Here is a 23,202-nt window from a genome sequence, read left to right on the forward strand (position 1 = left end):
GAAGACGGCCGCACGCCATCGCGCGGCCTTTGGTATCAGACCGCGGCCAGGACTCAGCCCTTGACCAGCGTTGCCACCACTTCGACATGCGAGGTCCAGAGAAACTGATCGATCGGCGTCACGCTGGTGATGCGATAGCCGCCTTCGATCAGGATGGACAGGTCACGCGCCAGTGTCAGCGGATTGCAGCTGATCGCCACGATCTTCTTGACGGTGGAGCGGACAAGCTCCCTGCACTGCGCTTCGGCGCCAGCCCGCGGCGGATCGAACACCACGGCGTCATAGACCTTCAGCTCCTGCGTCATCAGCGGACGGCGGAACAGGTCGCGCTTTTCGACCGTCACGGCTTTCAGCCCTTGCGTATTGCGGGCCGCCTGGTCGAGCGCCTTCACCGCCTTGTCGTCCGATTCCACGGCATGCACCTGGCCGATGCGCGCCAGCCGGAGCGAAAACGTGCCGGTTCCGGCAAACAGGTCGGCAATGCGCTTGGCCTTGCCGATATGCTCGATCGTCAGCCGCGCCATGGCTTCTTCAGCCGGGAGGGTGGCCTGGGCAAAGGCGCCCGGCGGCGGCGAAACGTTGACACCGCCAAAGTCGACCAGCGGCCGGCGTGGCTCCAGCACGATTTCGCCGTTCAACGACACCCGCGCCACGCCGCGCAGCCCGACCATGGTGTCGGTGATCGCCCGGCGCTGCTTGTCGCCGACCGATTTCAGGCCGTCGATGGCAACGTCGAGGCCGGACAGCGTCTCCAGCACGCCGATGCGGAACGGCTCGGACCCAACCGCCGCCGCCAGGCCGATCCTGCGCAGAGCCTCCAGGCTGGCCAGAATGCCAGGGGAGGCGATGGGACATTCCTCGATGGCGACGATATGGTGGCTTTCGGCCTGGTTGAAGCCGATCAAAAGGTCCTTCTCGGTGCGCCGCGCGGCAAACACCACCCGCCGCCGTTCGCCGGGATGCGCCTCGACCAGATCGCCGACCGGCACATCGATGCCCTTCGATTTCAGCGCCGCCACCACCAGCGCGCGCTTGTAGTCGCGATAGGCGGGAGCGGCCAGATGCTGCAGCGTGCAGCCGCCGCAGGTGCCGCCCTTGCCGTCCGGGCCGAAATGCCGGCAGGGCGGCTCGACCCGGTCCGGCGACGGCACGGTGATCGACATGATCGTGCCCTGGTTCTTGACGCGGGCGATCGCCACCGTCTCGCCGGGCAGGGCAAAGCCGACGAACAGGGGCCCGTCTTCGCCATGCACGATGCCGTCGCCCTGGGCGCCGAGGCTATCGATCGTAACTGTCTGCGCGCTCATGCTTCGTCCTCGGGCTTCCGGCCGGCCAGCAGGAACTCGGCATTGCCGTCGCCGCCGGCAATCGGCGAGGGGATCAGGCCAAGGCTCGCCCAGCCCATCTCCTCGACCAGCCAACGCTCCAGCTCGGCCGCCACCGCAGGCGCGGTCTCCGGATCCTTCAACAGTCCGGCCTTGCTGATCGCCTCGCGCCCGGCCTCGAACTGCGGCTTGACCAGCAGCAGGCAATAAGCGCCCGGCTCGGCCAGCTCCAGGGCCGGCGCAATGGCAAGCTTCAGCGAGATGAACGACACGTCGGACACCACGAAGGTGATCGGCCGGTTGTCGATATCCTCCGGCTCCAGATAGCGGGCATTCAGCCCCTCGATATTGGTGGCGCGCTCATCGGCCGCCAGCCGCGGATGGAACTGGCCATGGCCGACATCGATCGACGTCACATGGGCCGCCCCGCGCATCAAAAGCACTTCGGTGAAACCACCGGTCGAGGCGCCGATATCGAGACATTCCTGTCCGGCCGGATCGAGGCCGAAATGGTCGAGACCGGCCACCAGTTTGAGCGCAGCGCGCGACACGAAATCCTGGGCCGGATCGTCGATCTCGATCGTCACGTCGGGCGCAAAGGTCAGGCTCGGCTTGGTCACGATCTTGCCGTCGATGCGCACGGTGCCGCGCTGCACGGCATCGCGGGCGCGCGACCGGCTGGCAAACAGATTGAGCGAGACCAGCAACTGGTCGAGACGTTGATTTTCAGAAGGATTGGACATGGCCAGTCAATGGCGGTCCGCGGGGTCTCTGGCAAGTGTTTTGTTGCCAAAGTGATGCATCGGCACGATGCGGCCAAACGATATCTCGGGTGTTGGCAACTGTCTCCGCCAGTTCGGTTGCCAAAACTCGTCGTTCGGACGCTCCAACTTCAGGATTTGCTGATACGCAATTTCCATCTTAGACATGTGTTAATTCGAATGTAGTAACACATATTGGTATTACCAATTCCGGCTCACGATCCAGTGAGTTTATCAGTCACCACGCTCATGATGAAACGCTGGTGGCTTGTCCCGATGTCCGACACGGCTCGTGGCTATCGTTCTGATCTCTCCTCTCAGTTGCCAACCTACCCATCGAAAAACTCACGCGCTGGAACCGTATCTTGGGGTTCTGGTGAATCTCACCCGTTTGGCTGCAACGCTTTAACCTGGAAAATGAAAATGCAGACTATCAACAATATACGCACCATGGCAAAAATGATCGCCGCGTTTGCGATGGTTATTCTTGTCAGCATCGTCGTCAATGCTCTCAGCTGGAACTCGCTGGCGTTTCAGCAGACCTCCAACGGCTGGACAGTGCACACCTATGAGGTGCTGGAGGGCGTGAAAGAGATTACCGCAGCGATGACCGACAGCCAAACCGGCGTGCGGGGCTTTTTGATTACCGGCAAGGAAGAGTTTCTTACCCCATACTCTGTCGGCCTCGAGGAATACAAAACGGCGATCGACAAGGTCCGCAACCTGACCTCCGACAACGCCACCCAGCAGAAGCGTCTGGCTGAGCTCGACGAGTTTGTGAAGGGCTGGATAGAGAATGTCGCGTCAAAGGAAATTGCCCTGATGCGCGATCCTGCGACCGTTGAACAGGCACGTGCCATGGTCACCGACAGAGCGGGCAAGAACTGGATGGATGGCATGGATACCAAGACGGCGGAGATCGCCGCCGATGAAGAAAGGTTGCTGGTCGTTCGTCAGAAAGCTTCCGAGGACGCTGCCGACAGCGCCCGCTTCACGATCCTGGCAGGCGCCGGAGGTATGATTGTGCTCGTCGCCTGCGTGCTCTTGCTGCTGCAAAAGAGCCTTGTCGTGCCGCTGGTTCAAATCGCGTCCTCTATGAAGAGGCTTGCGACAGGTGATACGGCCATTGACATTCCCGGAGTGGGCCGCAAGGACGAGGTTGGTCAGATGGCCACGGCAGTCGAGGTCTTCCGCCAGAACGCTCTGAACAACCGCAAGCTGGAAGAGCAGGCCGCCCTTGCCCGCGGCGAGACCGAAGAGACCCGCGCCAGCGCCCAGCGCCGCGCCGAGCAGGAAGCCGAACAGCTGCGCTTTGCCACCACCACCCTTGGCGAGGGCCTGAAGCGTCTGGCCTCCGGTGACATTTCCTTCCAGCTCAATGAGCCCTTCGCCGGCGAATACGAATCCCTGCGCCAGGACTTCAATGCGTCGCTCGCCCAGCTGGGCATCACCATCGGCTCGGTGCTCGAGACCGTCAACAGCATGGACAACGGCACAAGAGAGATCGCCGATGGCGCGCAGGATCTGTCCAAGCGCACCGAACAGCAGGCCGCATCGCTCGAAGAAACCGCCGCAGCTCTCGACGAGATCACGGTGAACGTCGGCAATTCCTCGAAGCGTACAGAAGATGCCCGCTCGGTCGCCGTCCGGGCCAACCAGAGTGCCGCCCAGTCGGCCCAGGTCGTGTCCCATGCCGAAGAGGCGATGGGACGCATCGAGGAGAGCTCGCAGCAGATCTCCAACATTATCGGTGTGATCGACGAGATCGCCTTCCAGACCAATCTTCTGGCGCTGAACGCCGGCGTGGAAGCCGCCCGCGCCGGTGACGCCGGCAAGGGGTTTGCCGTCGTCGCCCAGGAAGTGCGCGAACTGGCGCAGCGGTCCGCCAATGCCGCCAAGGAGATCAAGGGCCTGATCCAGAAGTCGACGACGGAAGTCGAAGGCGGCGTCAAGCTGGTCCGTGAAACCGGCGTCGCCCTGCAGACGATCGGGGATTACATCACCCAGATCAACAAGCACATGGATTCCATCGCCGTCGCGGCCAAGGAACAGTCGGTCGGCCTGGCCGAAGTCAACACCGCCGTCAACCAGATGGACCAGACAACCCAGCAGAATGCCGCCATGGTCGAGCAGTCGACAGCCGCCTCCGCATCGCTTGCCATGGAAGCCGCCAAGCTGCGCGATCTGGTCTCCCAGTTCAAGCTGAGCGGCATGCAGTCCAATCCGGCCCAGGCGCTCCGCCAGACGGCCCGCAGCATGGCGCAGCCGGCATCGCGGCCCGCAGCGCCAGCCCGCAAGGCCTATGCCAGCCACGGCAGTGCGGCGCTGAAGTCCGATGAATGGACCGAGTTCTGATCGCCAGGCGATATCAGGACCCATAAAAGACGACCCCCTCGGGTTCCAACCCGGGGGCAAATCCTTTCGCCGTGCCGGGTAGGGCAAGCTCCGGCATTGCCGCCGGCAATCGGTGAGGGGATGAGGCCAAGTGATCCATCCCATCGCCTCGAGCAGCCATCGTTCCAGCTCGGCTGCTACCTCAGGTGCGGTCTCCGGATCCGTCAAAGTCCGGCCTTGCCGATTGCCTCGACATCGATCCACGTCACATTGTCAGAAAGATTGGACAGGGCCGGTCAACGGCGGTCTGCCGTTGCGCTTGCAAGCTTTTAAGGGCACCCCGCCCGGTCTAAACCGCTGTTTTGCCGGCAAATCCGGGGCATGGCGCCCCCTCGGGAGGCGCAGACAAAGGGCGATGTCTGCGTGAGCGCATGCGGTCCGTCTGTTTCAACCTGTAAATTCTTGGCTTTCGCCATTAACAATTTAGAAATTTATTAATTTAGAAGGTCTAAAACAGAAATAGCTGCGCGCGTTCTGCGCATTCGCAATGATTGCGGATCGAGCCCGTCACAATCCTCATGATGATGAACGTGAAATCAGATCTGCCGCAGGCCCTGTGGCGCCCAGAGGAAACTCACCCATGTCCCGCCTTAGTATAAAGGCTTCCCTGATCGCAATTTTTGCGACGATTGCCATCGTGTCTGCAGTTTTCGCATGGCTGTCCGTCGGCGCATTGAAATCCGTCGATTCGGCCGCCGATGAACTGGCCAGAAACTGGCTCCCGAGCGTCAAGGCCGCCGAGGAAATGAAGATCGAGACCCTTTCGCTGCGCATCGCCTATCTGAACCATATCACCGCGAGGACGCCTGAGGCGACCGCTGCGGCCGAAAAGACGGTCCTGGAGGAAATGGCCAAAGTCGACCAGGCGATCAAGCGTTACGAGCCGCTGATCTCCTCCGATGCCGAACGGCAAGCTCTGAAAAAAATCGCCGATGGTGTGCAGGCTTACCAGAAGGTTGGCGAGGACATGCTGACCCTGTCGCGTGCCAACCAGGACGTCGAGGCAGCAGTGGCGCTCGACGGCATGCGTGAGCTCATCCGGCCCGTCCTCGTCAGTGTCGATGAATTGTTGGCGATTAACGAAAAGGGCGCTGAGTCCGCTATCACTGAGAGCGAGGCCGCCTTCATCGCTGCCATCAATCAGACCTACGTGATCATTGCCATCCTCGCGCTGATCATCGTTGTCGCCAGCATCTACGCCCTGCGTTCTGTCGCCAAGCCGATCGAACGCATCACCGATTCGATGAAGCATCTTGCCGATGGCAATGTCGACAACGCCATCCCCTTTGCCGGACGCGCCGACGAGATCGGCTCCATGGCCGCAGCGGTTGAAATCTTCCGGCAAGCCGCCATCGAGAACAACCGTTTGACCGTCGATGCCGAATTCCAGCGCAAGAGCAACGAAGAGCAGCGCATCGCCCTGCAGCGTGTCGCCGAGGAGAATGCGCGCGCCAAATTGCTTGAAGCCACCAGCGCGCTTGCCGTCGGCATGAAGAATCTGGCGGATGGTGACCTGACCTACCAGATCACGCAGCAAGTCTCTGATGATTTCGCAGGCCTGCGTGACGATTTCAACGCCTCCGTCGCCCAGCTGGCCGAGACGCTGACCGCCGTTGCCGGTGCCACCCGCACCATCGACAACGGCACGCGGGAAATCTCTTCGGGCACGGAGGACCTCTCCAAGCGTACCGAACAGCAAGCCGCATCGCTGGAAGAAACCGCCGCCGCCCTCGACCAGATCACCGTCAATGTCGGCAATTCGTCGAAGCGCACCGAAGATGCCCGCTCGGTTGCCATCCGGGCCAACCAGAGCGCTGCTCAGTCGGTTCAGGTCGTATCTCACGCGGAAGAGGCGATGGGCCGGATCGAGGAGAGTTCCAAGCAGATCTCCAACATTATCGGCGTGATCGACGAAATCGCCTTCCAGACCAATCTTCTGGCGCTCAATGCCGGGGTGGAAGCGGCCCGCGCCGGGGATGCCGGTAAGGGCTTTGCCGTCGTCGCCCAGGAAGTGCGCGAGCTGGCACAACGCTCGGCCAGTGCCGCCAAGGAGATCAAGGGTCTGATCCAGAAGTCGACGACGGAAGTCGAGGGCGGTGTCAAGCTGGTGCGCGACACCGGCGTGGCGCTGCAGACGATCGGGGATTACATCACCCAGATCAACAAGCACATGGATTCCATCGCCGTCGCGGCCAAGGAACAGTCAGTAGGGCTGGCCGAAGTCAACACCGCCGTCAACCAGATGGACCAGGTCACCCAGCAGAACGCCGCCATGGTCGAGGAATCGAATGCGGCGAGCGCCAGCCTTGCGGTGGAAAGCCAGCGCCTCAGCGAACTGATCTCGCGCTTCAAACTGGCAAGCGGTGGGTTCACGTCTGTTGCGGGCTCGGCGCCTGCGCGGCGGCCCCAATCGCCAACCTCGTCCTCGGCACCGACCCGCTACCCGGCGCCCGTCCGGAAGGTCTATGCCAGCCACGGCAGTGCGGCGCTCAAGTCGGACGAGTGGACGGAGTTTTGATCGCCAGGCGATCGTAGGCCCCTGCAAAGACGTCCCCTCGGGTTTGATCCGGGGGGACATTGCCATCGCGATGACAGCCCAAAAACGGTCGATGCTCTTGATTGACGGGCGGCCGGTTTGCCCGCTAACTCTGGGCCAGATGCACTGGCCATAACGGGCCGGACCGGAGGATAGACCGCGATGACGAAATGGCTCCCGACAGTTTTCACCGCGATCATGCTGGCGGCCCCGGCCGCCGCCAATGACACGACAGCGGTGCTGGAAGCCGGCGGTCTCGTCTATACCCGCCAGGACGACATTTCGATGGAGAGCGAACACCTGTTCATCTCGACAAGCGAGGTCCATGTCGACTACGTCTTTAGCAACGAAGCGGACCGGGATCTGGAGACCGTGGTCGCCTTTCCGATGCCCGACATCGCGGGCGGCGTGGATTTCATGGGCGGCCTTGACGATGCCGAGCATGACAATTTCATGGGCTTCACCGTCTCCCAGGATGGCAAGCCGATCGAGCCCACCTTGCAGCAGCGCGCCTCGGTCAATGGCATCGACATGACGGATGTCATCACCGCGCAGGGCGTCTCCCTGCTGCCGCAGAGCGACGCGACCCGTGCTGCCATCGCCAAGCTGCCGGAGGATGTGCTCAAGGACTGGCAGACCCGCGGCCTGATCATCGACATGGCCTACAATCCCGAAAGCCCGGTCGAGCCAGAATTCTATCCGACCTGGACGCTGAAGACGGTCTTCTGGTGGCGCACCACCTTTCCGGCCGGCCAGCAGGTCAAGGTGCACCACAGCTATCGCCCGAGCGTCGGCGGCACGGTGGCCATGGGCTTCATCCAGGATGGCAAGCCGAACGACTTCTTCGCCGAATACAAGGAGCGTTACTGCATCGACGACGCCTTCATGAAAACGGCGGCCAAGCTCGAAAAGCAGCAGGACTATGACAAGGGCGTATTCTTCACCGAGACATGGCTGTCCTACATCCTGACCACGGGCGCCAACTGGGCAGGTCCGATCAAGTCCTTCACCCTGACGGTCGACAAGGGCGACCCGGCCTATTTCGTCAGCTTCTGCGGCCAGGGTGTGAAGAAGACCGGCCCCACCACCTTCCAGATGACGGCTAAGGACTTCTATCCGGAAAAGGACCTGCATATCCTGCTGATCGGTCAGAACCAATAGATTTAAGGGGTGTTCCGAAAAGTTTCATGAAACGCTAACGGATTATAAGGGCAATCGCGGCAAAATGGCCCCGATTGTTAGCTTCGTCGACGTCCGAGCGAGCCATGATGGCCTGCGCTGCGGCGAAATCCGATCATGTTCTGTTCCCTTGCCGATGTCCTGTCCGGACCGCGTCGCATATCGCTTGACCCCCAAAGCGAGAAAGAATGATCGATGTCCCTGAAGAATCTCTCTCTCAACAAAAAGTTGATCCTGACCTTCTGTGGAATCATGGCCGGCTGCTTCATTGCCTCTGCCGTGGTATTCTGGGAAGCCTATGTCGCCAAGCTCGCCTCCCGGGAGCAGGCCCAGTCGGAAAAGATCCTGGCTGAGGTCGACAATGCGCTGGAAGCCATGCTGGAGCAGGCGGTCAACCAGCGCGGCTTCCTGCTGTTCCGCAGCGAAAGCACCTACAAGGACGTCTTCGCCCAGCGCGAGAAGATGCTGAAGGCGATCGACGCCGCCAAGACCCATGCGGCTGGCGACACCAATCTCATCACCCTGCTCGACGGCATGAAGTCGGCCGCCGATGTCTTTCACACCCAGCTGACCGAGCCGCAGATGGCGGCCCGCAAGAACACCGAGGCGCCGATCTCCGAAGTGATCGAGATCGGCCGCAGTGCCTCCAAGGGTCAGCTCGATGCCTTCCGCGAGGCATCGGCCGCGATCAAGCAGGCCGTCAATGGGCAGATAGAGGCCAATACGGCCAGTCAGGCCAATGCGCATTTCAATCTTGAGATGGCGCTTCTGCTCGGCGGCGCTGTCGCCGGCGGCATGGCCGTCATTCTGATCTGGGCGCTGTCACGCTCCATCGTCACGCCGATCGTCGGCATGACGGCGGCCATGGGCCGCCTGGCCGACGGCCAGCACGATGTCGAGGTCCCCGCTCTCGACCGCTCCGACGAGGTCGGCCGGATGGCCAAGGCCGTTGTCGTCTTCAAGGAAGCCGCCATCGAAAAGCTGCGCCTGTCCGGCGAAACCGACGCCATGCGCCGCAAGTCCGAGGAAGAGCGTCGCATCGCCGAAGCCGAAAAGGCACAGGAAGCCGAAGAAATCGGCTTTGCCATGGACCAGCTCGCCTCGGGCCTTGCGGCGCTCGCCGATGGCAATGTCGCCTTCCGCATCCGCACCGGCTTCGCACCGCGTCTGGACGCGCTGCGCGTCAACTTCAACGACTCGCTCGAAAAGCTGCAGGCTGCCCTGCAATCGGTCGGCGCCAATGCCTCGGCCATCAATGCCGGCGCATCCGAAATCCGCGCCTCGGCCGACGATCTCGCCAAGCGCACCGAACAGCAGGCGGCCTCTGTCGAAGAAACCGCGGCCGCCCTCGAACAGGTCACCACCACCGTCAAGGACACCGCCAAGCGCGCCGAGGATGTCGGCCAGCTGGTCGCCAGCACCCGCGACGGGGCCGAGCGCTCAGGCCAGGTGGTGCGCAATGCGGTCTCCGCCATGACCGAAATCGAAAAGTCGTCCGGCGAGATCGGCAATATCATCGGTGTCATCGAGGATATCGCCTTCCAGACCAACCTTCTGGCGCTGAATGCCGGCGTCGAAGCTGCCCGCGCCGGTGATGCCGGCAAGGGTTTTGCCGTCGTCGCCCAGGAAGTGCGCGAACTGGCCCAGCGGTCTGCCAATGCCGCCAAGGAGATCAAGGCGCTGATCTCGACCTCCAGCAAACAGGTCGGCTCCGGTGTTGCCCTGGTTGGCGAAACCGGTCAGGAACTGGAAAAGATCGTCACCGCCGTGCAGGAAATCAGCGGCCATGTCGCGGCCATCGTCACGGCCAGCCGCGAACAGTCGACTGGCCTGCAGGAGATCAACACCGCCGTCAACGCCATGGACCAAGGCACCCAACAGAATGCCGCCATGGTCGAGGAACAGACGGCGGCCAGCCATTCGCTGGCCACGGAAGCGGCAGCGCTCAACAATCTGCTGAGCCAGTTCACCTTCGAGGAAGGTCGCGGCAACCAGGTGGCGGTCGCCAGCCGCTCGTCCACCCCGGCCGCCTCGCCGGCCCGCGCTCTCGCCTCCCGCGTCAGCAAGGCGTTTGGCGGCGGAGCCTCGTCGTCGTCGGCCGCCAAGCCGGAATGGTCGGAATTCTGATCGACACGGTCAGAACAGCAAAATCAAAAAGCCGGTCGCGCAAGCGGCCGGCTTTTTTGCGTCATGGGGAGATCCGCGCAGCGAAGTGTTTCAAGTCGTCCAACTGCTCCTGCGAAAGAGCACGAGTTGGCAAAATCTGGAACAGATTGGGGCTTTGGTAGAACAACAGTGTCTTGGGACCTCCCAGAAACCGATGGTACTCGCTCCAGGCGATTGTCCAATGACCGGTCTGCCCCGTCGCCGTCAAACCGTCCTCGGACCATTGGAGGGTTAACGGCTGATGCAGCGATTTCTGCCTCTTGTAGGTGGACCTGGCGCTGAGTGGTGTGCCGATAAAATATAGGAAAAAGGGCGCAGCAAGCAGAGCAACAAACAATAGCAGTGCCGAATGGTCCCACCACTCGAATACGGGACTCTTGAGAAGGTCGCTGACCAGAACATAAAGTGGAATGCTGCTGAGCGCGGCTATGGCGACAAACCACGGTCTTTTGAACCTGCTCAACAGATGAAGCTTCATCGCGTCAACGAAATCATCGGCGCTGATTGTCAGTGTGACGGAGCGCTCCGGAGCCATGGCCTAACCAGCCGCCCCGACGCCGAGATGCGTCTGGCCCAGCGCCTTGAACACCGTCGAGACGATGCCGGCAGCGTCGAGGCCGGATTTGGCATACATGACTTCGGGCTTGGCCTGGTCCATCCAGACGTCAGGCAGAACCAGCGGCCGCACCTTGAGGCCATTGTCGAGCAGGCCCTCGGTGGCCAGGAACTGCAGCACCTGGGCGGCAAAGCCGCCGGCTGCCCCTTCCTCCACCGTCACCAGCACCGCATGCTCGCGGGCCAGCCGGCGGATCAGGTCCTGGTCGAGCGGCTTGGCGAAACGCGCATCGGCAACCGTCGTCGACAGGCCGCTGGCGTCGAGATCCTCGGCCGCCAGCAGGCAATCGGCGAGCCGCGTGCCGAACGACAGCAGCGCCACCTTGGTGCCTTCCTTGACGATCCGGCCGCGGCCGATTTCCAGGATCTCGCCGCGTTCGGGCAGCGCCACGCCGACGCCTTCGCCGCGCGGATAGCGAAACGAGATCGGGCCGTCATCATAGGCAGCAGCGGTGCGCACCATGTGTTTCAGTTCGGCCTCGTCGGCCGCCGCCATCACCACGAAGCCGGGCAGGGAGGCCAGGAATCCCGTGTCGAATGAGCCGGCATGGGTCGGCCCGTCGGCGCCGACGAAGCCGGCCCGGTCGATCGGGAAACGCACCGCCAATCCCTGGATCGCCACGTCATGCACCACCTGGTCATAGGCGCGCTGCAGGAAGGTGGAATAGAGCGCGCAGAACGGCTTGTAGCCTTCGGTCGCTAGCCCCGCTGCAAAGGTCACCGCATGCTGCTCGGCAATGCCGACATCGAAGGTGCGCTTTGGAAAAATCTCGGCCAGCTTGTCGAGCCCGGTGCCGGAGGGCATGGCCGCGGTAATGCCGACGATCTTGTCGTCCAGCATCGCCTCCTGCACCAGCGCCTCGCCGAACACGGCGGTATAGCTCGGCGCATTCGGCTTGGCTTTGGCCTGGGCACCGGTGATGACGTCGAACTTGTTGACGCCGTGATATTTGTCGGCGGCGGCCTCGGCCGGCGCATAGCCCTTGCCCTTCTGCGTCACCACATGGATCAGCACGGGACCCTTGGCATTGTCGCGCACATTGCGCAGCACCGGCAGAAGATGCTCGAACGAGTGACCGTCGATCGGGCCGATATGATAAAAGCCCATCTCCTCGAACATGGTGCCGCCGGTCACATAGCCCCGCGCATGTTCTACGGCCCTGGTGATGGCCCGGTCGATATTCTTGCCGAGATAGGCCGTCAGCTTCTTGCCGAGATCGCGGAAGCCCATATAGGTGCGCCCCGACGCCAGCCGCGCCAGATAGGCGCTCATCGCGCCGGTCGGGGGAGCAATCGACATGTCGTTGTCGTTGAGGATGACGATCAGCCGGGCGTCGAGCGCCCCGGCATTGTTGAGCGCCTCATAGGCCATGCCGGCCGACATGGCGCCATCGCCGATCACCGCGATCACCTTGCGGTCGGTCTCGCCGAGTTCGGCGGCGACCGCCATGCCGAGGCCGGCGGAGATCGAGGTCGAGGAATGGGCGGCGCCGAACGGGTCGTATTCGCTCTCGGCGCGCTTGGTAAAGCCCGACAGGCCGCCTTCCTGGCGCAGGGTGCGGATGCGGTCGCGCCGGCCGGTCAGGATCTTGTGCGGATAACACTGATGGCCGACATCGAAGATCAGCCGGTCGCTCGGCGTATCGAAAACCTTGTGGATGGCGATGGTCAGCTCGACGACGCCGAGACCGGCGCCCAGGTGCCCGCCGGTCATCGACACCGCGTCGATCATCTCGTCGCGCAGCTCGCGCGCCAGCTGCGGCATGTCGCGATCATTCATGCCACGCAGATCGGCAGGCAGATGAACCGCATCCAGCAGCGGCGTATTCGGCTTCGATGTCACAGGCTACAGCCTCTTCTTTTGCAGTCTTCAACAAGGCGCTGAGGAACGCCTTTACTTCAGTTCGGAGTGAGGCAAAAGCATGCAGTCGAATTAAACCGCGCCAGACCCTATATAGAGCCTACGGCCCGTCGGGCAAAGGGATAAACTCTTCCTCGTCGCCGGGCACGATATCGAAGCGCCCGGTTCTCCACTCCTGTTTGGCCTGTTCGATGCGTTCTTTCGAGGACGACACGAAATTCCACCACATATGGCGCTTGGAACTGAGCGCCGCACCGCCAAACAGCATGATATGACAGCCTTGCGCGCCGGCCTTCAGCGTGATGGCATCGCCCGGCCTGAACACCAGCAGCTGGTCGGCGGCAAAGACGTCTCCCGCGACATCCAGTTCGCCCGACAGGATATAGGCGGCGCGCTCCTCATGGCCGGCATCGAAGGGGAAGCTGCGGCCGGCCTCAAGCGTCAGGTCCACGTAGAGCGTGTCGGAAAACACCTTGACCGGTGAGGTCAAACCGGAGATCGAGCCGATCACCACCCGGCCGCTGGCGCCATCGGCATCAAACAGCGGCATGGCGCTCTTGTCGGTGTGGGAAAAGGCCGGATCGATCTCTTCCTTGTCGTCGGGCAGCGCCAGCCAGGTCTGCAGGCCCGACATCGACAGTGGCCCGCCGCGCAGGTTTTCGGGCGTGCGCTCGGAATGCACGATGCCGCGCCCCGCCGTCATCAGGTTGATGTCGCCCGGCTTAATGACAAGCTCGGTGCCGAGGCTGTCGCGATGCTTGATCTCGCCGTCGAACAGATATGTGACGGTGGAAAGCCCGATATGCGGATGCGGCCGCACATCCATGGCATCACCCGGTTTCAGGATCGCCGGCCCCATGCGGTCGAAAAAGATGAACGGCCCGACCAGCCGCCGCCGCGCGGTCGGCAGCGCCCGGCGCACCGAAAACCCGCCGATATCGCTGGTGCGCGGAATGATCAGATGCTCGATCGCATCGCAGGCAAACCCGTCGCCGGGCAGGGGGTCGTTGCCGGGGAAGAAGGACATGGGGCCTCGCTTACGTTTGAAATCTCTTGAGATTGGATATTATAGCGGCGTCCTGTGGGTGGATAGGAGCGAAACAGGAACGGTGTGTCGCGCAAAGGCAGTCGTCATAGGAGACCTAAAGATCGTTACGGTCTTCAGGATAGCGGGAGAGGACCTGCTCCACTTTCGCAAGAAGCGGCTCCAGCCGGTTGGAAATCAACTCCCACACGATGACCACTGAGACATTGTTGTAGTCGTGCAGAAGAATATTGCCAAGATTTCGCAGTGCCCGCCAATCTTCGTCAGGTATCAGCTCCTCCGCAACCGGTCCCATTTTCACAGCCGCTTCAGACATCCTCGCAAGACAGCGTTCACTGGCATCTCTCACTAGCCTGTTTGAAAGAAACCCAGCTTCGTCCAACTTGCCGACATAGTCGCGAATGCTGAGAGCGTTGTCTCTGATATCGCGCAGGCGAGACAAGGGACGTTTAGAAGGCATTCACGAGATCCTTTTCCACGGATCGACGCACGCGTTCCTTCTCGATGGGATCAATCACGACATCGACCTGCGGCGCTCCGGTCAGCTCCTTCAGGCGATCGGTCAAATCCTCAAGCAGACTGAAAAATCCAAAGCCGCTCTTGAGGGTCGGTTCGGAAAAGTGGACCAATAGGTCAAGATCCGACTCCGGGCTTTGGTCTCCCCTCGCGACCGAGCCAAAAATGGCAATATGCTCCACCCCCATCGCCGAAAGTTCGTCGCGATGTTCCCTGAGCTTGGCGATGACGGCGTCCTTGTCCATGGTCGACAAGATAGGCGCTTTTAGCCCTATGGTCGAGTGGCCTCACTCCCCGCACGGCCGCAGCACCGCATCCTCGCCGGCCTTGGCGCCGAGTTCGACACAGCCGCCCGCATGGCATAGCGTCCAGGCATCCGGCGTCATGCCGGAGGCGGCGAGCCGCAGGGTTGGGAGTGCCGGCACATGCGGCGTCCATTGCCACCAGCCGTCTTTGAGTACCGCGCCGTCTCCCGGCTCCATGCCGGCGCCAGAACCTTTGACGTAAGCCTTGCGCAGTTCCAGCCCGGCCGGCGTCACCGCCCAGTCTTCCCGCCACTCCGTCTTCTGCACCGAATGGGTCCAGCTCAGCGAAAACAGCGACACCGCCAGCGTCAGCACCTTGCCGCCGGCAATGACGCACAGACTCACGGCACGGCCGTGGGCTGGGTGACCTGACGGCTGCGCCACCAGTGAAAGCCGACCACCAGCGCCCCCAGCGCAAAGCCGAGTTCGTCGGTCCAGGGCAGGGCCAGCACCACGCTGCAGCCGGCGACGAAGGCCAGCAACCTTTCAATGATGGTCAGCGGTTTGAACAGGAAACCGACCACGGCCACGCCCCACAGCGCAATGCCGAAACAGGCCTTGAACACCACATAGGCGACCTCGACCGGATAACCCCAGGCGGCGGCCATCGGCCCGGCATCCTGCAGCATCAGCGCCGGCGTGTAGACCGCCATGAACGGCACGACGAAGCCGGCGGTGGCAAGTTTTGTCGCCTGCAGCGAGATCTTCAGCCCTGAGGTCTTGGCCATCGGTGCGGCGGCAAAACAGGCCAGCGCCACCGGCGGCGTCAGGTCGGCCATGATGCCGAAATAGAAGACGAACATGTGGCTGACCAGCAGCGGCACGCCGAGTTCGAGCAGGGCAGGGCCGGCCAGCGACGAGGTGATGATATAGTTCGGGATGGTCGGAATACCCATGCCCAGCACCAGGCAGGTGATCATCGTCAGCAGCAGCGACAAGAACAGATTGTCGCGGCCGATCTCGATGATCGCGCCGATGAAGGTCGAGGCGATGCCGGTCAGCGTCAGCGTGCCGATGACGATTCCGACAATGGCGCAGGCAATGCCGACCGGCAGGGCGTTCTTGGCCCCTTCGGCCAGCGAATCCCGGCAGATCGCCAGCGTCTGCCGTCCGCCCTGGAACAGCACACAGGCCAGGATCAGCGCGCCGATCACCAGCATGAGTATGTTGACGCCGAATTTCAGGAAGGCGGCCGAGGCGAGCCCCAGCGCCAGCCAGAATACCAGCCGGAAGGCGAACGGGCCGATCAGGGCGGCTAGCGGTGTGCCGAGGATCAGCACCACCACCAGCGCCAGCCCCATCGTGCCGGCAAAGATCGGCGTAAAGCCGGCAAACAGCAGATAGACCAGGGCTGCCAGCGGCAGAACCAGCGGCCAGTGTTCTTTGACCGCCGCCCACGGATTGGGCAGCTCCGCCTTGTTCATGCCCCTCAGCCCCGCCTTGCCGGCCTCCAGATAGACCATCCAGAAACACACGCCGAAATAGAGCACGGCCGGGATGATGGCGGCCTTGACGATCGAGGCATAGGAGACGTTCAGCGTCTCGGCCATGATGAAGGCGACGGCGCCCATCACCGGCGGCATGATCTGCCCGCCCATCGACGAGGTCGCCTCGACGCCGCCGGCAAAGGCCGAGCGGAAGCCGAAGCGCTTCATCAGCGGAATGGTGAACTGTCCGCTCGCCACGACATTGGCGACGCCCGAGCCGGATATGGTGCCCATCAGCGCCGACGACAGGATGCAGACCTGCGCCGGCCCGCCGCGCCAGGTGCCGACCAGGCCAAGCGCGAAATCGTTGAACAGGTTGAGCATGCCGGCCTTTTCCAGAAAGGCGGCAAACACCACGAAGATGAAGATATAGGCGGCCGACACATAGATCGGCGTGCCGTAGATGCCTTCGGTGCCGTAGCCGAAATGCTCGACGATCTGCTCGAAATCATAACCGCGATGAATGAACGGCGCCGGCAGATACTGGCCGAGGAAACAGTAGGCCAGAAAGATCGCCGCGATGATCGTCAGCGGCAGACCCATCAGCCGCCGCGCGCATTCGAAGACCAGCAGCACCATCACCGTGCCGACCGTCAGGTCCATGGCGTTGAGAAAGCCGGAGCGGTCGATCAGTTCGACATAAAAGACCCAGTTATAGAGGCCGGTGGCAAAGCCGAGCATGCCGAGCGCCCAGAACCAGGCCTTGCCGGCCGTGGTCTTCGCCACCAGATTGCCGAACAGCGCAAAACCGAGCAGCAGCAGGAAACCGACATGCATGGCCCGCACGATCTGGCTCGGCAACGTGCCATAGGCGGCGGTCCACAGCTGGAACAGGGCAAAGGCAACGGCGATCCAGAAGGCGGCCTGGCCGGATATACCTGTGCCGAAGCCCGACGGCAGCCCCTCGATCGATTCTTCGGCGGAAGGAGCGGCGGTGTGGTGCTGCGGCATGGTCGTTTCGGTCATTATTCCTCCTAAGCGTATTGCCCCTCACCCTAGCCCTCTCCCCGCATGCGGGGAGAGGGGACGCGGCTGCGCTGCGCTGCTGACGCCCCATTTCCCATTCGACGGCGAAGATGCAAAGACCGCGAGGGGGCGGCATTTGCCTTCTCCCCGCTTGCGGGGAGAAGGTGGCGGCAGCCGGATGAGGGGCCGCTCGCAACGTCCGGCAAGCGGCAGATGGCCGCCCGCCGGCCCCAATCCCTACTTCAGCACACCGACTTCCTTGTAATACCGTTCCGCCCCCGGATGCAGCGGCACCGGCATGCCGTCGATCGCCTTCTTCACATCGATCGCCTTGGCGGCCGCATGGGCGGCCGTCAGCGCCGGCAGGTTTTCAAACAGCAGTTTTGTCATCTGGTAGGCGGTCTCCTCCGACACGCCCTCGTGGGTGATCAGGAAATTGCCGACCGCCGCCGTCTCCACATCTTCCGTCTGGCCCTCATAGGTGCCGGCCGGAATGATCGCCGGCAGATAGGGCGCGCCGATCTTTTCCACATCGGCCTTCGGCACGGCGACCACATTGATCTTCAGCGAGGTGGCAAGGTCGCGGATCGAGGCGACGCCCATGCCGGCCGATTGCAGCGTCGCATCGAGCTGGCGGTTCTTGATCAGTTCGACGGATTCGGCAAAGGGCAGATATTCCGCCCGGCCGAGATCGCCATAGCTCATGCCGGCGGCGGTCAGAATGGCGCGGGCATTGAGTTCGGTGCCGGATTTCGGCGCGCCGACCGACAGGCTCTTGCCCTTCAGGTCGGCGAGCGTCTTGATGCCCGACTCCTGGCTGGCGACGATCTGGATATAGTTCGAATAGATGCCGGCAATGCCGCGCAGCTTGTCCAGCTTGCCCGGAAAGCCCGCTTCCTTGTTGCCGTCCCAGGCCATCTGCACGGAATCACCGAGCGAGAAACCGATCTCGCCGCGCCCGGCCTGCAGCAGGTTGAGATTTTCCACCGAGGCCTTGGTGGCCTGCACCTGCGTCGTCACGCCGGCAATATTGTCGCCGTAGATCTTCGAGAGCGCAACGCCGAGCGGATAATAGACGCCCGAGGTTCCGCCGGTCAAAACGTTGATGAATTCGGCAGCTCTCGCCGTGGCACTGCCAAACGCGGTCGAGATTGCCAGCGCTCCGGCAAAAACGGCAATCCGTGGTGATATCGTCATGATTGTCCTCCCAAACAACGCAAGTGATGGGGGCATCATGGGCAGCGGCAGACAATGCGTCAACCGCTGAAAGCCAGAAAGGGAGTAATACCAAGTCTCGATGATAGGAACCTATAGGATGGCTTATGGCAGGTCTCTGGCTAGGCGCGGTGCGCAGGGCGATGCTGTCGCATCGGCCAAGCGGCGCAACAACGCCAGAGGCCTGCCATAAGCCACCTTCGGCCGGCTTCTCGGACCTTCTGGCGTCGTCGAGCCCCTCGACCGATGCGTCAGCATCGCTCTTCAGACCTCTCCTAGCCAGCAGGACCGATCGAGCCGGTCCTATAGGTTCCTATCATCGAGACTTGGTATCAGCGTCCGGTTATTCCCGGTCGAGCGGCTCCACGCCGGCCGGTTTGCCGGCCCGGTCGAGGCGGATCTTTTCGATGCGGTTTTCGGCGGCCGACAGCAGCGTTTCGCAATGCTTCTTCAGGAGTTCGCCGCGCTCGTAGATGGCGATGGATTCGTCCAGCGCCACGTCGCCGCGCTCCAGCCGGGCAACGATGCTTTCCAGTTCGGCCACGGCCTTCTCGAAGGAATAGCCGGTCAGATCAGTGGCAGCGGCGCTCTCGGTCATCGTCAACTCAACCCTTTATCAGTCGCAGAATGTGCAGGCCCGCCGATTCGGCCAGACCTTCCAGATCATAACCGCCTTCGAGAAGGCTGACGACCCGGTTATGGGCAAATTTGTCGGCCACTTCCAGCAGCCGTCCGGTCGCCCAGTCAAAGTCCTCACCGACCAGGTTGATCTGCGCCAGCGGATCGCGGTGATGGGCGTCGAAGCCCGCGGAGATCAAAATGAGATCCGGCGAAAAATCATGGAGCGCCGTCAGCACCCGCGATTTGAACGCCTCGCGAAAGTGGTCGGAGCCGACATTCGGCGACAGCGGTGCGTTGACGATATTGCCATATCTGCCGGTCTCGTCCTTGGCGCCGGTGCCGGGATAAAGCGGCATCTGGTGGGTCGAACAGAACAGCACCGAGGGGTCGTCGAAGAAAATGTCCTGGGTCCCATTGCCGTGATGCACGTCCCAGTCGACGATTGCGACGCGCTCCACGCCATGCACCTTCTGGGCATGGCGGGCGGCAATCGCCACCGTGTTGAAGAAGCAGAAGCCCATGGCCTTGTTCTTCTCGGCATGGTGGCCCGGCGGCCGGCCGGCGACGAAGGCATTGTCGGCGACACCCGTCATCACATCGTCGACGGCCGCCATCGCTCCGCCGATCGCCGTCAGCGCTGCCTGCAGGCTTTTTGGCGAGGCATAGGTATCGGCCTCGATCTGGTTGATCTCGCCCTCCTCTTCCGGGATCTGCCGCATCACCGAAAACAGATGTTCTTCCGGATGGGCGAGCAGCACCGCATCCTCGTTGGCGATTTTTGCCTCGATCCGCTCGAGGCTTGCGAAATTGGGGTGTTCCAGCGCGATATTGAGCGAACGCAGCCGGTCGGCGCGCTCGGGATGGCCGGGCGGCGTGTGGTGTTCGAGAAAAACGGCGTTTTCGTAAAGACGTGTCGTCATGGTTTGATCCCTTTGCGCCTAGCTTACGGAATGCCACTGTCATGTACCACCGCCGAAACGTTGGGCCCCGGCCTTTGTCAACAAGACCGCGTGCGAACCAATTTTGGCCATGCCTTGTCCTCTATTGCCGAATACCCTTAACTAGGGCGGCGAATGGCAGGATCAGGGGCTTGGGGGAAAGACATGAAAAACAGCGAACGGGTCGATGTGCTGGAGATCCGCATTCCCTTCCGCGATATCGACATGATGGGGGTCATGCACAATGCCGCCTATATCACCCATGCCGAGGCGGCCCTTGCCCATTTCTGGCGCCATCGTCCGCAGCTGGAGGGCGAACCGCTGTTTTCCGCCTCGCGCATCGAATGCCGCCTGCACCAGCCCCTGCAACTCGATGACGTCGCACGCTTCACGGTGCGCATCGACAAGATCGGCGGCAAGTCGATCGGCTTCAACATCTCGGTCGACAAGAGCAAGCGCCAGATGGCCGAGATCGAAATGATCTGGACCGCCCACGACCGCGAAACCGCCGCCCCGATCGCCCTGCCGGAAGACATCCGTGACTGGCTGTATCAATATCTGCCGTAAGGGCGTTGCTCCATCCTCAAAAACTCCCCGGCGGATACTCTCCGCAATCATACAGCACGCCGTCCGGCTTTGTGCCGCCCTGGGTGCAGAAGATGCCGCCCCAATGGTAGCCGGTGCCGGATTTTGTCTGGACCTTGTACCATTTGTACTGGTCGAACCAGATGTCGGGATCTTCGAGAATCCGGATCGGCTGGCCGGGCTTGAGGCTGGCCTTCTTGGCGCTGTCCATGCTCGGGCCTTGGCGCAGGATGCCGCCATAGGAGAAGGCGGTCAGCTGGTCGAGCGGCGTCGCCTCCTGTTCGGCTTTCGCCTCGCGCTCCATCTCGATCATGGTCTGCACATCGCCGGTGCAGCCCTCCGGCAAAAGCGTCCATTTGGCCTCGTCGGCAAAACAGGCGCCGATCTCGCCGGGGCGGCAGAGCTTTGCCACCGCCTGCTCGCAGGCCTGCCCGAACCCCTGTGCCTGCAAGGGGGCGGTGAGGCCGCCCGACAGCAGCAGGGTGGATAGGGTGATGATCCGTCTGGTCTTGGCGTGCATGAGGGCCTCCCCGGGGCTTTTTGGCAGCGGGCATAAGGGCCGCCGCTGTCAGGCCCGCATGGTAGCGGGTCCATGGGCCGGTGCACGGGCTATTTTGGGGTTTTGGCGGCCAAGGTTCACCCTCTCTGGCCTGCCGGCCATCTCCCCCACAAGGGGGGAGAAGACTCGTGGAAACCGCTCGCTTTTATTCGCAGAGGGCAAGGCTGTATTAAGCCCTCCCCCTTGTGGGGAGGGTGGGGAGGGGCCTTTTCCAGACGCGATTGCCTGCCTGTGTGGGGGCAAACTGGCTCTGCCGCTTATGGTGCAGCCCGAGATCAGGCCGCCGTCACGCGCCAGATCACGTCGCCGACATCATCGGCAACCAGCAGCGAGCCATCCGGGCCGATCTTCACGCCGACCGGGCGGCCGTAGGAGAATTTCTCGTCAGGCGCCAGGAAGCCGGTCAGGATATCGCGCGGCGGGCCGGAGGGGCGGCCGTTCTCGAACGGCACGAAGATCACCCGGTAGCCGCTGAGCGTCGAGCGGTTCCACGAGCCGTGCTGGCCGATCACCATGCCGTCGGGAAAGCCCGGCAGCGTGCCGGCCGGTAGCCAGCAAAGGCCGAGCGAGGCGGTATGGCCGCCCAGCGCATAGTCGGGGGTCAGCGCCGATGCGACCAGCGCTGCATCCTGCGGCACCCGGTCGTCGACGGTCTGGCCCCAGTAGCAGAACGGCCAGCCATAAAAGCCGCCGTCGCGCACCGAAGTGAGATAATCCGGCGGCGTTTCGTCGCCAAGCCCGTCGCGCTCGTTGACCACGGTCCACAGCATGTTGGTCGACGGTTCGAAGGCAAGGCCCACCGGATTGCGCAGGCCGCCGGCAAAGATGCGGTTGGTGCCGGTGGTGAGGTCGAGTTCGTAGATCGCGGCGCGGCCTTCCTCGACCTCCATGCCGTTTTCGGCAATGTTGCTGAGCGAGCCGACGCCGACATAGAGTTTCGTGCCGTCGCTATTGGCCAAAAGGCTGCGCGTCCAGTGGCCGGCCGGCTTGAAATCGGCGATCTTGCGGCCGGTCGCCTCGATCCGCGTCGCACCGTCGCTATAGGGATAGGCCACCACGCCGTCGGTATTGCCGACATAGAAGGTGCCGTCGAGCATCGCCATGCCGAAGGGATGGTTGAGCCCCTCCATGAACACATGCCGGGTTTCCGCCACGCCGTCGCCGTCCGTGTCGCGCAGCAGCGTGATGCGGTTGGCGCTGACGCCGACGGCGGCGGCCCGCTTCATCGTCGAGTACATGGCATAATCGAACGGCGTCTTGATGCGGCCGCCATCGACCCCCAGCGCTTCGGCAATCAGCACGTCGCCGTTGGGCAGGACATGGATCCAGCGCGGGTGCTTCAGGCCCTTGGCAAAGGCATTGACCTTGAGCCCGGGGGCGACCGTCGGCACATGGCCGTCGCTCCAGCCCTTGGCCGTCGGCATTTTCAAGGTCGGAATGCGTTGCGGCTGGGCCTCGGGAATGGCGGGTGCAGCTCCCACGGCCGGCGCATGCGGGCTTTTCCCCCAGCGCCGCATGAGGATCATCACGGCACCTATCATGGCAACAATGCGGGCGAAAATATCTGACATGCCGTCTATCCTCTTCAAGCTCTTTGCGCGGACCATAGCCGATGGCCGGTCTGCTTGGAACTGACGAAGCGCAGCTTTTTGCAGGTGCCGCGCAGGCGGCAATAGCCCGTCTTGCGGACACGGCTTTACGGCCGTCGACGGGCAGCCGACGGGCCTTTGTTTCGTCTGGGTCGGGTCGCTTGGACTACTTGTTCTTCAGCAGCCAGATCTTGCCGGCCATGGTGATCTCGTGGGCATCCTCTTCGAGGACTTCCGACAGATTGCGGCGCTGCAGGAAGCCAAGCGCGCGCAGCTCGTCCACGGTCGTGTTGGTCAGGAACTTGACCTTTTGCGGCCGTTCCTTGAAGCGGTCGGTGCGGGCATAGGTGATGCCGGCGTTCTCGTGCGTCCACCGCTTGGCGGGCTGGGGAAAGAGGTCGCCATCATTGGCAAGTTTCAACCCGCGGATTTGGGTCGGTGTCAGCTCGATCATCATGTGTCCTTGAGAGGTTTTAAAAGGGGCCGGGCCGTGAAAGAACGGCTCAATAAAGGCGCCTGTCGCGTATCGTAGCTTCTCG

21 protein-coding genes and 1 pseudogene are annotated in these 23,202 nt (G+C 62.5%); 5 read left to right on the plus strand and 17 right to left on the minus strand.

Annotated elements, in window-relative coordinates:
* Positions 1-53: 53 nt before the first annotated feature.
* Genes HGO38_RS25805 through HGO38_RS25815 form a run of 3 tightly spaced genes read right to left on the minus strand, consistent with a single transcriptional unit; the run spans position 54 to position 2,254 of the window.
* Positions 54-1,307, minus strand: coding sequence for a class I SAM-dependent RNA methyltransferase (locus HGO38_RS25805; RefSeq protein WP_250958675.1), 1,254 nt, complete (start codon positions 1,305-1,307; stop codon positions 54-56).
* Positions 1,304-2,068: a TlyA family RNA methyltransferase gene (locus tag HGO38_RS25810; protein ID WP_250958676.1), complete on the minus strand. Its 765-nt coding sequence runs from the start codon at positions 2,066-2,068 to the stop codon at positions 1,304-1,306. Before HGO38_RS25810 ends, HGO38_RS25805 begins: the two co-directional genes overlap by 4 nt.
* Before the next feature lie 6 nt (positions 2,069-2,074).
* The gene (locus HGO38_RS25815; RefSeq protein ID WP_250958677.1) at positions 2,075-2,254 is read right to left on the minus strand and encodes a hypothetical protein; all 180 of its coding nucleotides are present in this window, start codon (positions 2,252-2,254) and stop codon (positions 2,075-2,077) included.
* A gap of 255 nt (positions 2,255-2,509) precedes the next feature.
* Here HGO38_RS25815 and HGO38_RS25820 point away from each other — a divergent pair, with 255 nt between their 5' ends.
* The gene (locus tag HGO38_RS25820; protein ID WP_250958678.1) at positions 2,510-4,441 is read left to right on the plus strand and encodes a methyl-accepting chemotaxis protein; all 1,932 of its coding nucleotides are present in this window, start codon (positions 2,510-2,512) and stop codon (positions 4,439-4,441) included.
* 95 nt (positions 4,442-4,536) lie between these two features.
* Here HGO38_RS25820 and HGO38_RS25825 read toward each other — a convergent pair.
* Positions 4,537-4,671, minus strand: a pseudogene (locus HGO38_RS25825) (TlyA family rRNA (cytidine-2'-O)-methyltransferase); the annotation flags it as partial.
* Between the two features lie 389 nt (positions 4,672-5,060).
* On the opposite strand from HGO38_RS25825, the gene HGO38_RS25830 reads away from it, so the two are divergent.
* From HGO38_RS25830 to HGO38_RS25840, 3 genes are all read left to right on the plus strand, one after another.
* Positions 5,061-6,998, plus strand: a complete 1,938-nt coding sequence (locus tag HGO38_RS25830) for a HAMP domain-containing methyl-accepting chemotaxis protein (protein ID WP_250958679.1) — start codon at positions 5,061-5,063, stop codon at positions 6,996-6,998.
* A gap of 180 nt (positions 6,999-7,178) precedes the next feature.
* A complete protein-coding gene (locus tag HGO38_RS25835; protein ID WP_250958680.1) occupies positions 7,179-8,177 on the plus strand; it encodes a DUF4424 domain-containing protein in 999 nt (332 codons plus the stop codon).
* A gap of 213 nt (positions 8,178-8,390) precedes the next feature.
* Entirely contained in the window at positions 8,391-10,322 is a 1,932-nt protein-coding gene (locus HGO38_RS25840; RefSeq protein WP_250958681.1) for a methyl-accepting chemotaxis protein, read from the plus strand.
* Between the two features lie 61 nt (positions 10,323-10,383).
* Here the strand turns inward: HGO38_RS25840 and HGO38_RS25845 are convergent, their stop codons facing one another.
* The 10 genes from HGO38_RS25845 to HGO38_RS25890 form a co-directional block, all read right to left on the minus strand.
* Positions 10,384-10,896, minus strand: coding sequence for a YcxB family protein (locus HGO38_RS25845; protein ID WP_250958682.1), 513 nt, complete (start codon positions 10,894-10,896; stop codon positions 10,384-10,386).
* Between the two features lie 3 nt (positions 10,897-10,899).
* Positions 10,900-12,819 (minus strand): 1-deoxy-D-xylulose-5-phosphate synthase, encoded by a 1,920-nt coding sequence (dxs, locus tag HGO38_RS25850; protein WP_250958683.1) that lies wholly within the window; start codon positions 12,817-12,819, stop codon positions 10,900-10,902.
* 118 nt (positions 12,820-12,937) lie between these two features.
* Positions 12,938-13,864, minus strand: coding sequence for a pirin family protein (locus HGO38_RS25855; RefSeq protein ID WP_250958684.1), 927 nt, complete (start codon positions 13,862-13,864; stop codon positions 12,938-12,940).
* A gap of 115 nt (positions 13,865-13,979) precedes the next feature.
* Positions 13,980-14,342: a HepT-like ribonuclease domain-containing protein gene (locus tag HGO38_RS25860; RefSeq protein WP_250958685.1), complete on the minus strand. Its 363-nt coding sequence runs from the start codon at positions 14,340-14,342 to the stop codon at positions 13,980-13,982.
* Positions 14,332-14,643: a nucleotidyltransferase family protein gene (locus HGO38_RS25865; protein ID WP_250958747.1), complete on the minus strand. Its 312-nt coding sequence runs from the start codon at positions 14,641-14,643 to the stop codon at positions 14,332-14,334. Before HGO38_RS25865 ends, HGO38_RS25860 begins: the two co-directional genes overlap by 11 nt.
* Before the next feature lie 42 nt (positions 14,644-14,685).
* A complete protein-coding gene (locus tag HGO38_RS25870) occupies positions 14,686-15,048 on the minus strand; it encodes a DUF1850 domain-containing protein (RefSeq protein ID WP_250958686.1) in 363 nt (120 codons plus the stop codon).
* Complete coding sequence (locus tag HGO38_RS25875; protein WP_250958687.1) at positions 15,045-17,156, minus strand: TRAP transporter permease; 2,112 nt, start codon at positions 17,154-17,156, stop codon at positions 15,045-15,047. The genes HGO38_RS25870 and HGO38_RS25875 overlap by 4 nt, the downstream gene beginning before the upstream one ends.
* Positions 17,157-17,393: 237 nt before the next feature.
* Complete coding sequence (locus HGO38_RS25880; RefSeq protein ID WP_250958688.1) at positions 17,394-18,353, minus strand: TAXI family TRAP transporter solute-binding subunit; 960 nt, start codon at positions 18,351-18,353, stop codon at positions 17,394-17,396.
* Between the two features lie 361 nt (positions 18,354-18,714).
* Positions 18,715-18,969 (minus strand): exodeoxyribonuclease VII small subunit, encoded by a 255-nt coding sequence (locus HGO38_RS25885; protein ID WP_250958689.1) that lies wholly within the window; start codon positions 18,967-18,969, stop codon positions 18,715-18,717.
* Positions 18,970-18,976: 7 nt separating this feature from the next.
* A complete protein-coding gene (locus HGO38_RS25890) occupies positions 18,977-19,912 on the minus strand; it encodes a histone deacetylase family protein (protein ID WP_250958690.1) in 936 nt (311 codons plus the stop codon).
* Between the two features lie 183 nt (positions 19,913-20,095).
* Here HGO38_RS25890 and HGO38_RS25895 point away from each other — a divergent pair, with 183 nt between their 5' ends.
* On the plus strand, positions 20,096-20,497 hold the full coding sequence (locus HGO38_RS25895) for an acyl-CoA thioesterase (protein ID WP_250958691.1): 402 nt from the start codon (positions 20,096-20,098) through the stop codon (positions 20,495-20,497).
* A gap of 16 nt (positions 20,498-20,513) precedes the next feature.
* On the opposite strand, the gene HGO38_RS25900 is transcribed toward HGO38_RS25895, so the two are convergent.
* The 3 genes from HGO38_RS25900 to HGO38_RS25910 form a co-directional block, all read right to left on the minus strand.
* Positions 20,514-21,035 carry an SH3 domain-containing protein gene (locus HGO38_RS25900; RefSeq protein ID WP_250958692.1) on the minus strand — a complete coding sequence of 174 codons (522 nt, stop codon included), beginning with the start codon at positions 21,033-21,035 and terminating at the stop codon, positions 20,514-20,516.
* 314 nt (positions 21,036-21,349) lie between these two features.
* Positions 21,350-22,681, minus strand: coding sequence for a PQQ-dependent sugar dehydrogenase (locus tag HGO38_RS25905; RefSeq protein ID WP_250958693.1), 1,332 nt, complete (start codon positions 22,679-22,681; stop codon positions 21,350-21,352).
* A gap of 148 nt (positions 22,682-22,829) precedes the next feature.
* Entirely contained in the window at positions 22,830-23,117 is a 288-nt protein-coding gene (locus HGO38_RS25910; protein WP_250958694.1) for a hypothetical protein, read from the minus strand.
* Positions 23,118-23,202 lie beyond the last annotated feature (85 nt).

The organism is Rhizobium sp. CG5 (genome assembly GCF_023701945.1).
Classification (GTDB): domain Bacteria; phylum Pseudomonadota; class Alphaproteobacteria; order Rhizobiales; family Rhizobiaceae; genus Allorhizobium.

What these genes read in the sequence shown, in the direction of transcription:
- HGO38_RS25805 (WP_250958675.1), bottom strand. Translation starts at nt 1,307, where the DNA reads ATGAGCGCGCAGACAGTTACGATCGATAGCCTCGGCGCCCAGGGCGAC.
- HGO38_RS25810 (WP_250958676.1), bottom strand. Translation starts at nt 2,068, where the DNA reads ATGTCCAATCCTTCTGAAAATCAACGTCTCGACCAGTTGCTGGTCTCG.
- HGO38_RS25815 (WP_250958677.1), bottom strand. Translation starts at nt 2,254, where the DNA reads ATGTCTAAGATGGAAATTGCGTATCAGCAAATCCTGAAGTTGGAGCGT.
- HGO38_RS25820 (WP_250958678.1), top strand. Translation starts at nt 2,510, where the DNA reads ATGCAGACTATCAACAATATACGCACCATGGCAAAAATGATCGCCGCG.
- HGO38_RS25830 (WP_250958679.1), top strand. Translation starts at nt 5,061, where the DNA reads ATGTCCCGCCTTAGTATAAAGGCTTCCCTGATCGCAATTTTTGCGACG.
- HGO38_RS25835 (WP_250958680.1), top strand. Translation starts at nt 7,179, where the DNA reads ATGACGAAATGGCTCCCGACAGTTTTCACCGCGATCATGCTGGCGGCC.
- HGO38_RS25840 (WP_250958681.1), top strand. Translation starts at nt 8,391, where the DNA reads ATGTCCCTGAAGAATCTCTCTCTCAACAAAAAGTTGATCCTGACCTTC.
- HGO38_RS25845 (WP_250958682.1), bottom strand. Translation starts at nt 10,896, where the DNA reads ATGGCTCCGGAGCGCTCCGTCACACTGACAATCAGCGCCGATGATTTC.
- HGO38_RS25855 (WP_250958684.1), bottom strand. Translation starts at nt 13,864, where the DNA reads ATGTCCTTCTTCCCCGGCAACGACCCCCTGCCCGGCGACGGGTTTGCC.
- HGO38_RS25860 (WP_250958685.1), bottom strand. Translation starts at nt 14,342, where the DNA reads ATGCCTTCTAAACGTCCCTTGTCTCGCCTGCGCGATATCAGAGACAAC.
- HGO38_RS25865 (WP_250958747.1), bottom strand. Translation starts at nt 14,643, where the DNA reads ATGGACAAGGACGCCGTCATCGCCAAGCTCAGGGAACATCGCGACGAA.
- HGO38_RS25875 (WP_250958687.1), bottom strand. Translation starts at nt 17,156, where the DNA reads ATGACCGAAACGACCATGCCGCAGCACCACACCGCCGCTCCTTCCGCC.
- HGO38_RS25880 (WP_250958688.1), bottom strand. Translation starts at nt 18,353, where the DNA reads ATGACGATATCACCACGGATTGCCGTTTTTGCCGGAGCGCTGGCAATC.
- HGO38_RS25885 (WP_250958689.1), bottom strand. Translation starts at nt 18,969, where the DNA reads ATGACCGAGAGCGCCGCTGCCACTGATCTGACCGGCTATTCCTTCGAG.
- HGO38_RS25890 (WP_250958690.1), bottom strand. Translation starts at nt 19,912, where the DNA reads ATGACGACACGTCTTTACGAAAACGCCGTTTTTCTCGAACACCACACG.
- HGO38_RS25895 (WP_250958691.1), top strand. Translation starts at nt 20,096, where the DNA reads ATGAAAAACAGCGAACGGGTCGATGTGCTGGAGATCCGCATTCCCTTC.
- HGO38_RS25900 (WP_250958692.1), bottom strand. Translation starts at nt 21,035, where the DNA reads ATGCACGCCAAGACCAGACGGATCATCACCCTATCCACCCTGCTGCTG.
- HGO38_RS25905 (WP_250958693.1), bottom strand. Translation starts at nt 22,681, where the DNA reads ATGGTCCGCGCAAAGAGCTTGAAGAGGATAGACGGCATGTCAGATATT.
- HGO38_RS25910 (WP_250958694.1), bottom strand. Translation starts at nt 23,117, where the DNA reads ATGATCGAGCTGACACCGACCCAAATCCGCGGGTTGAAACTTGCCAAT.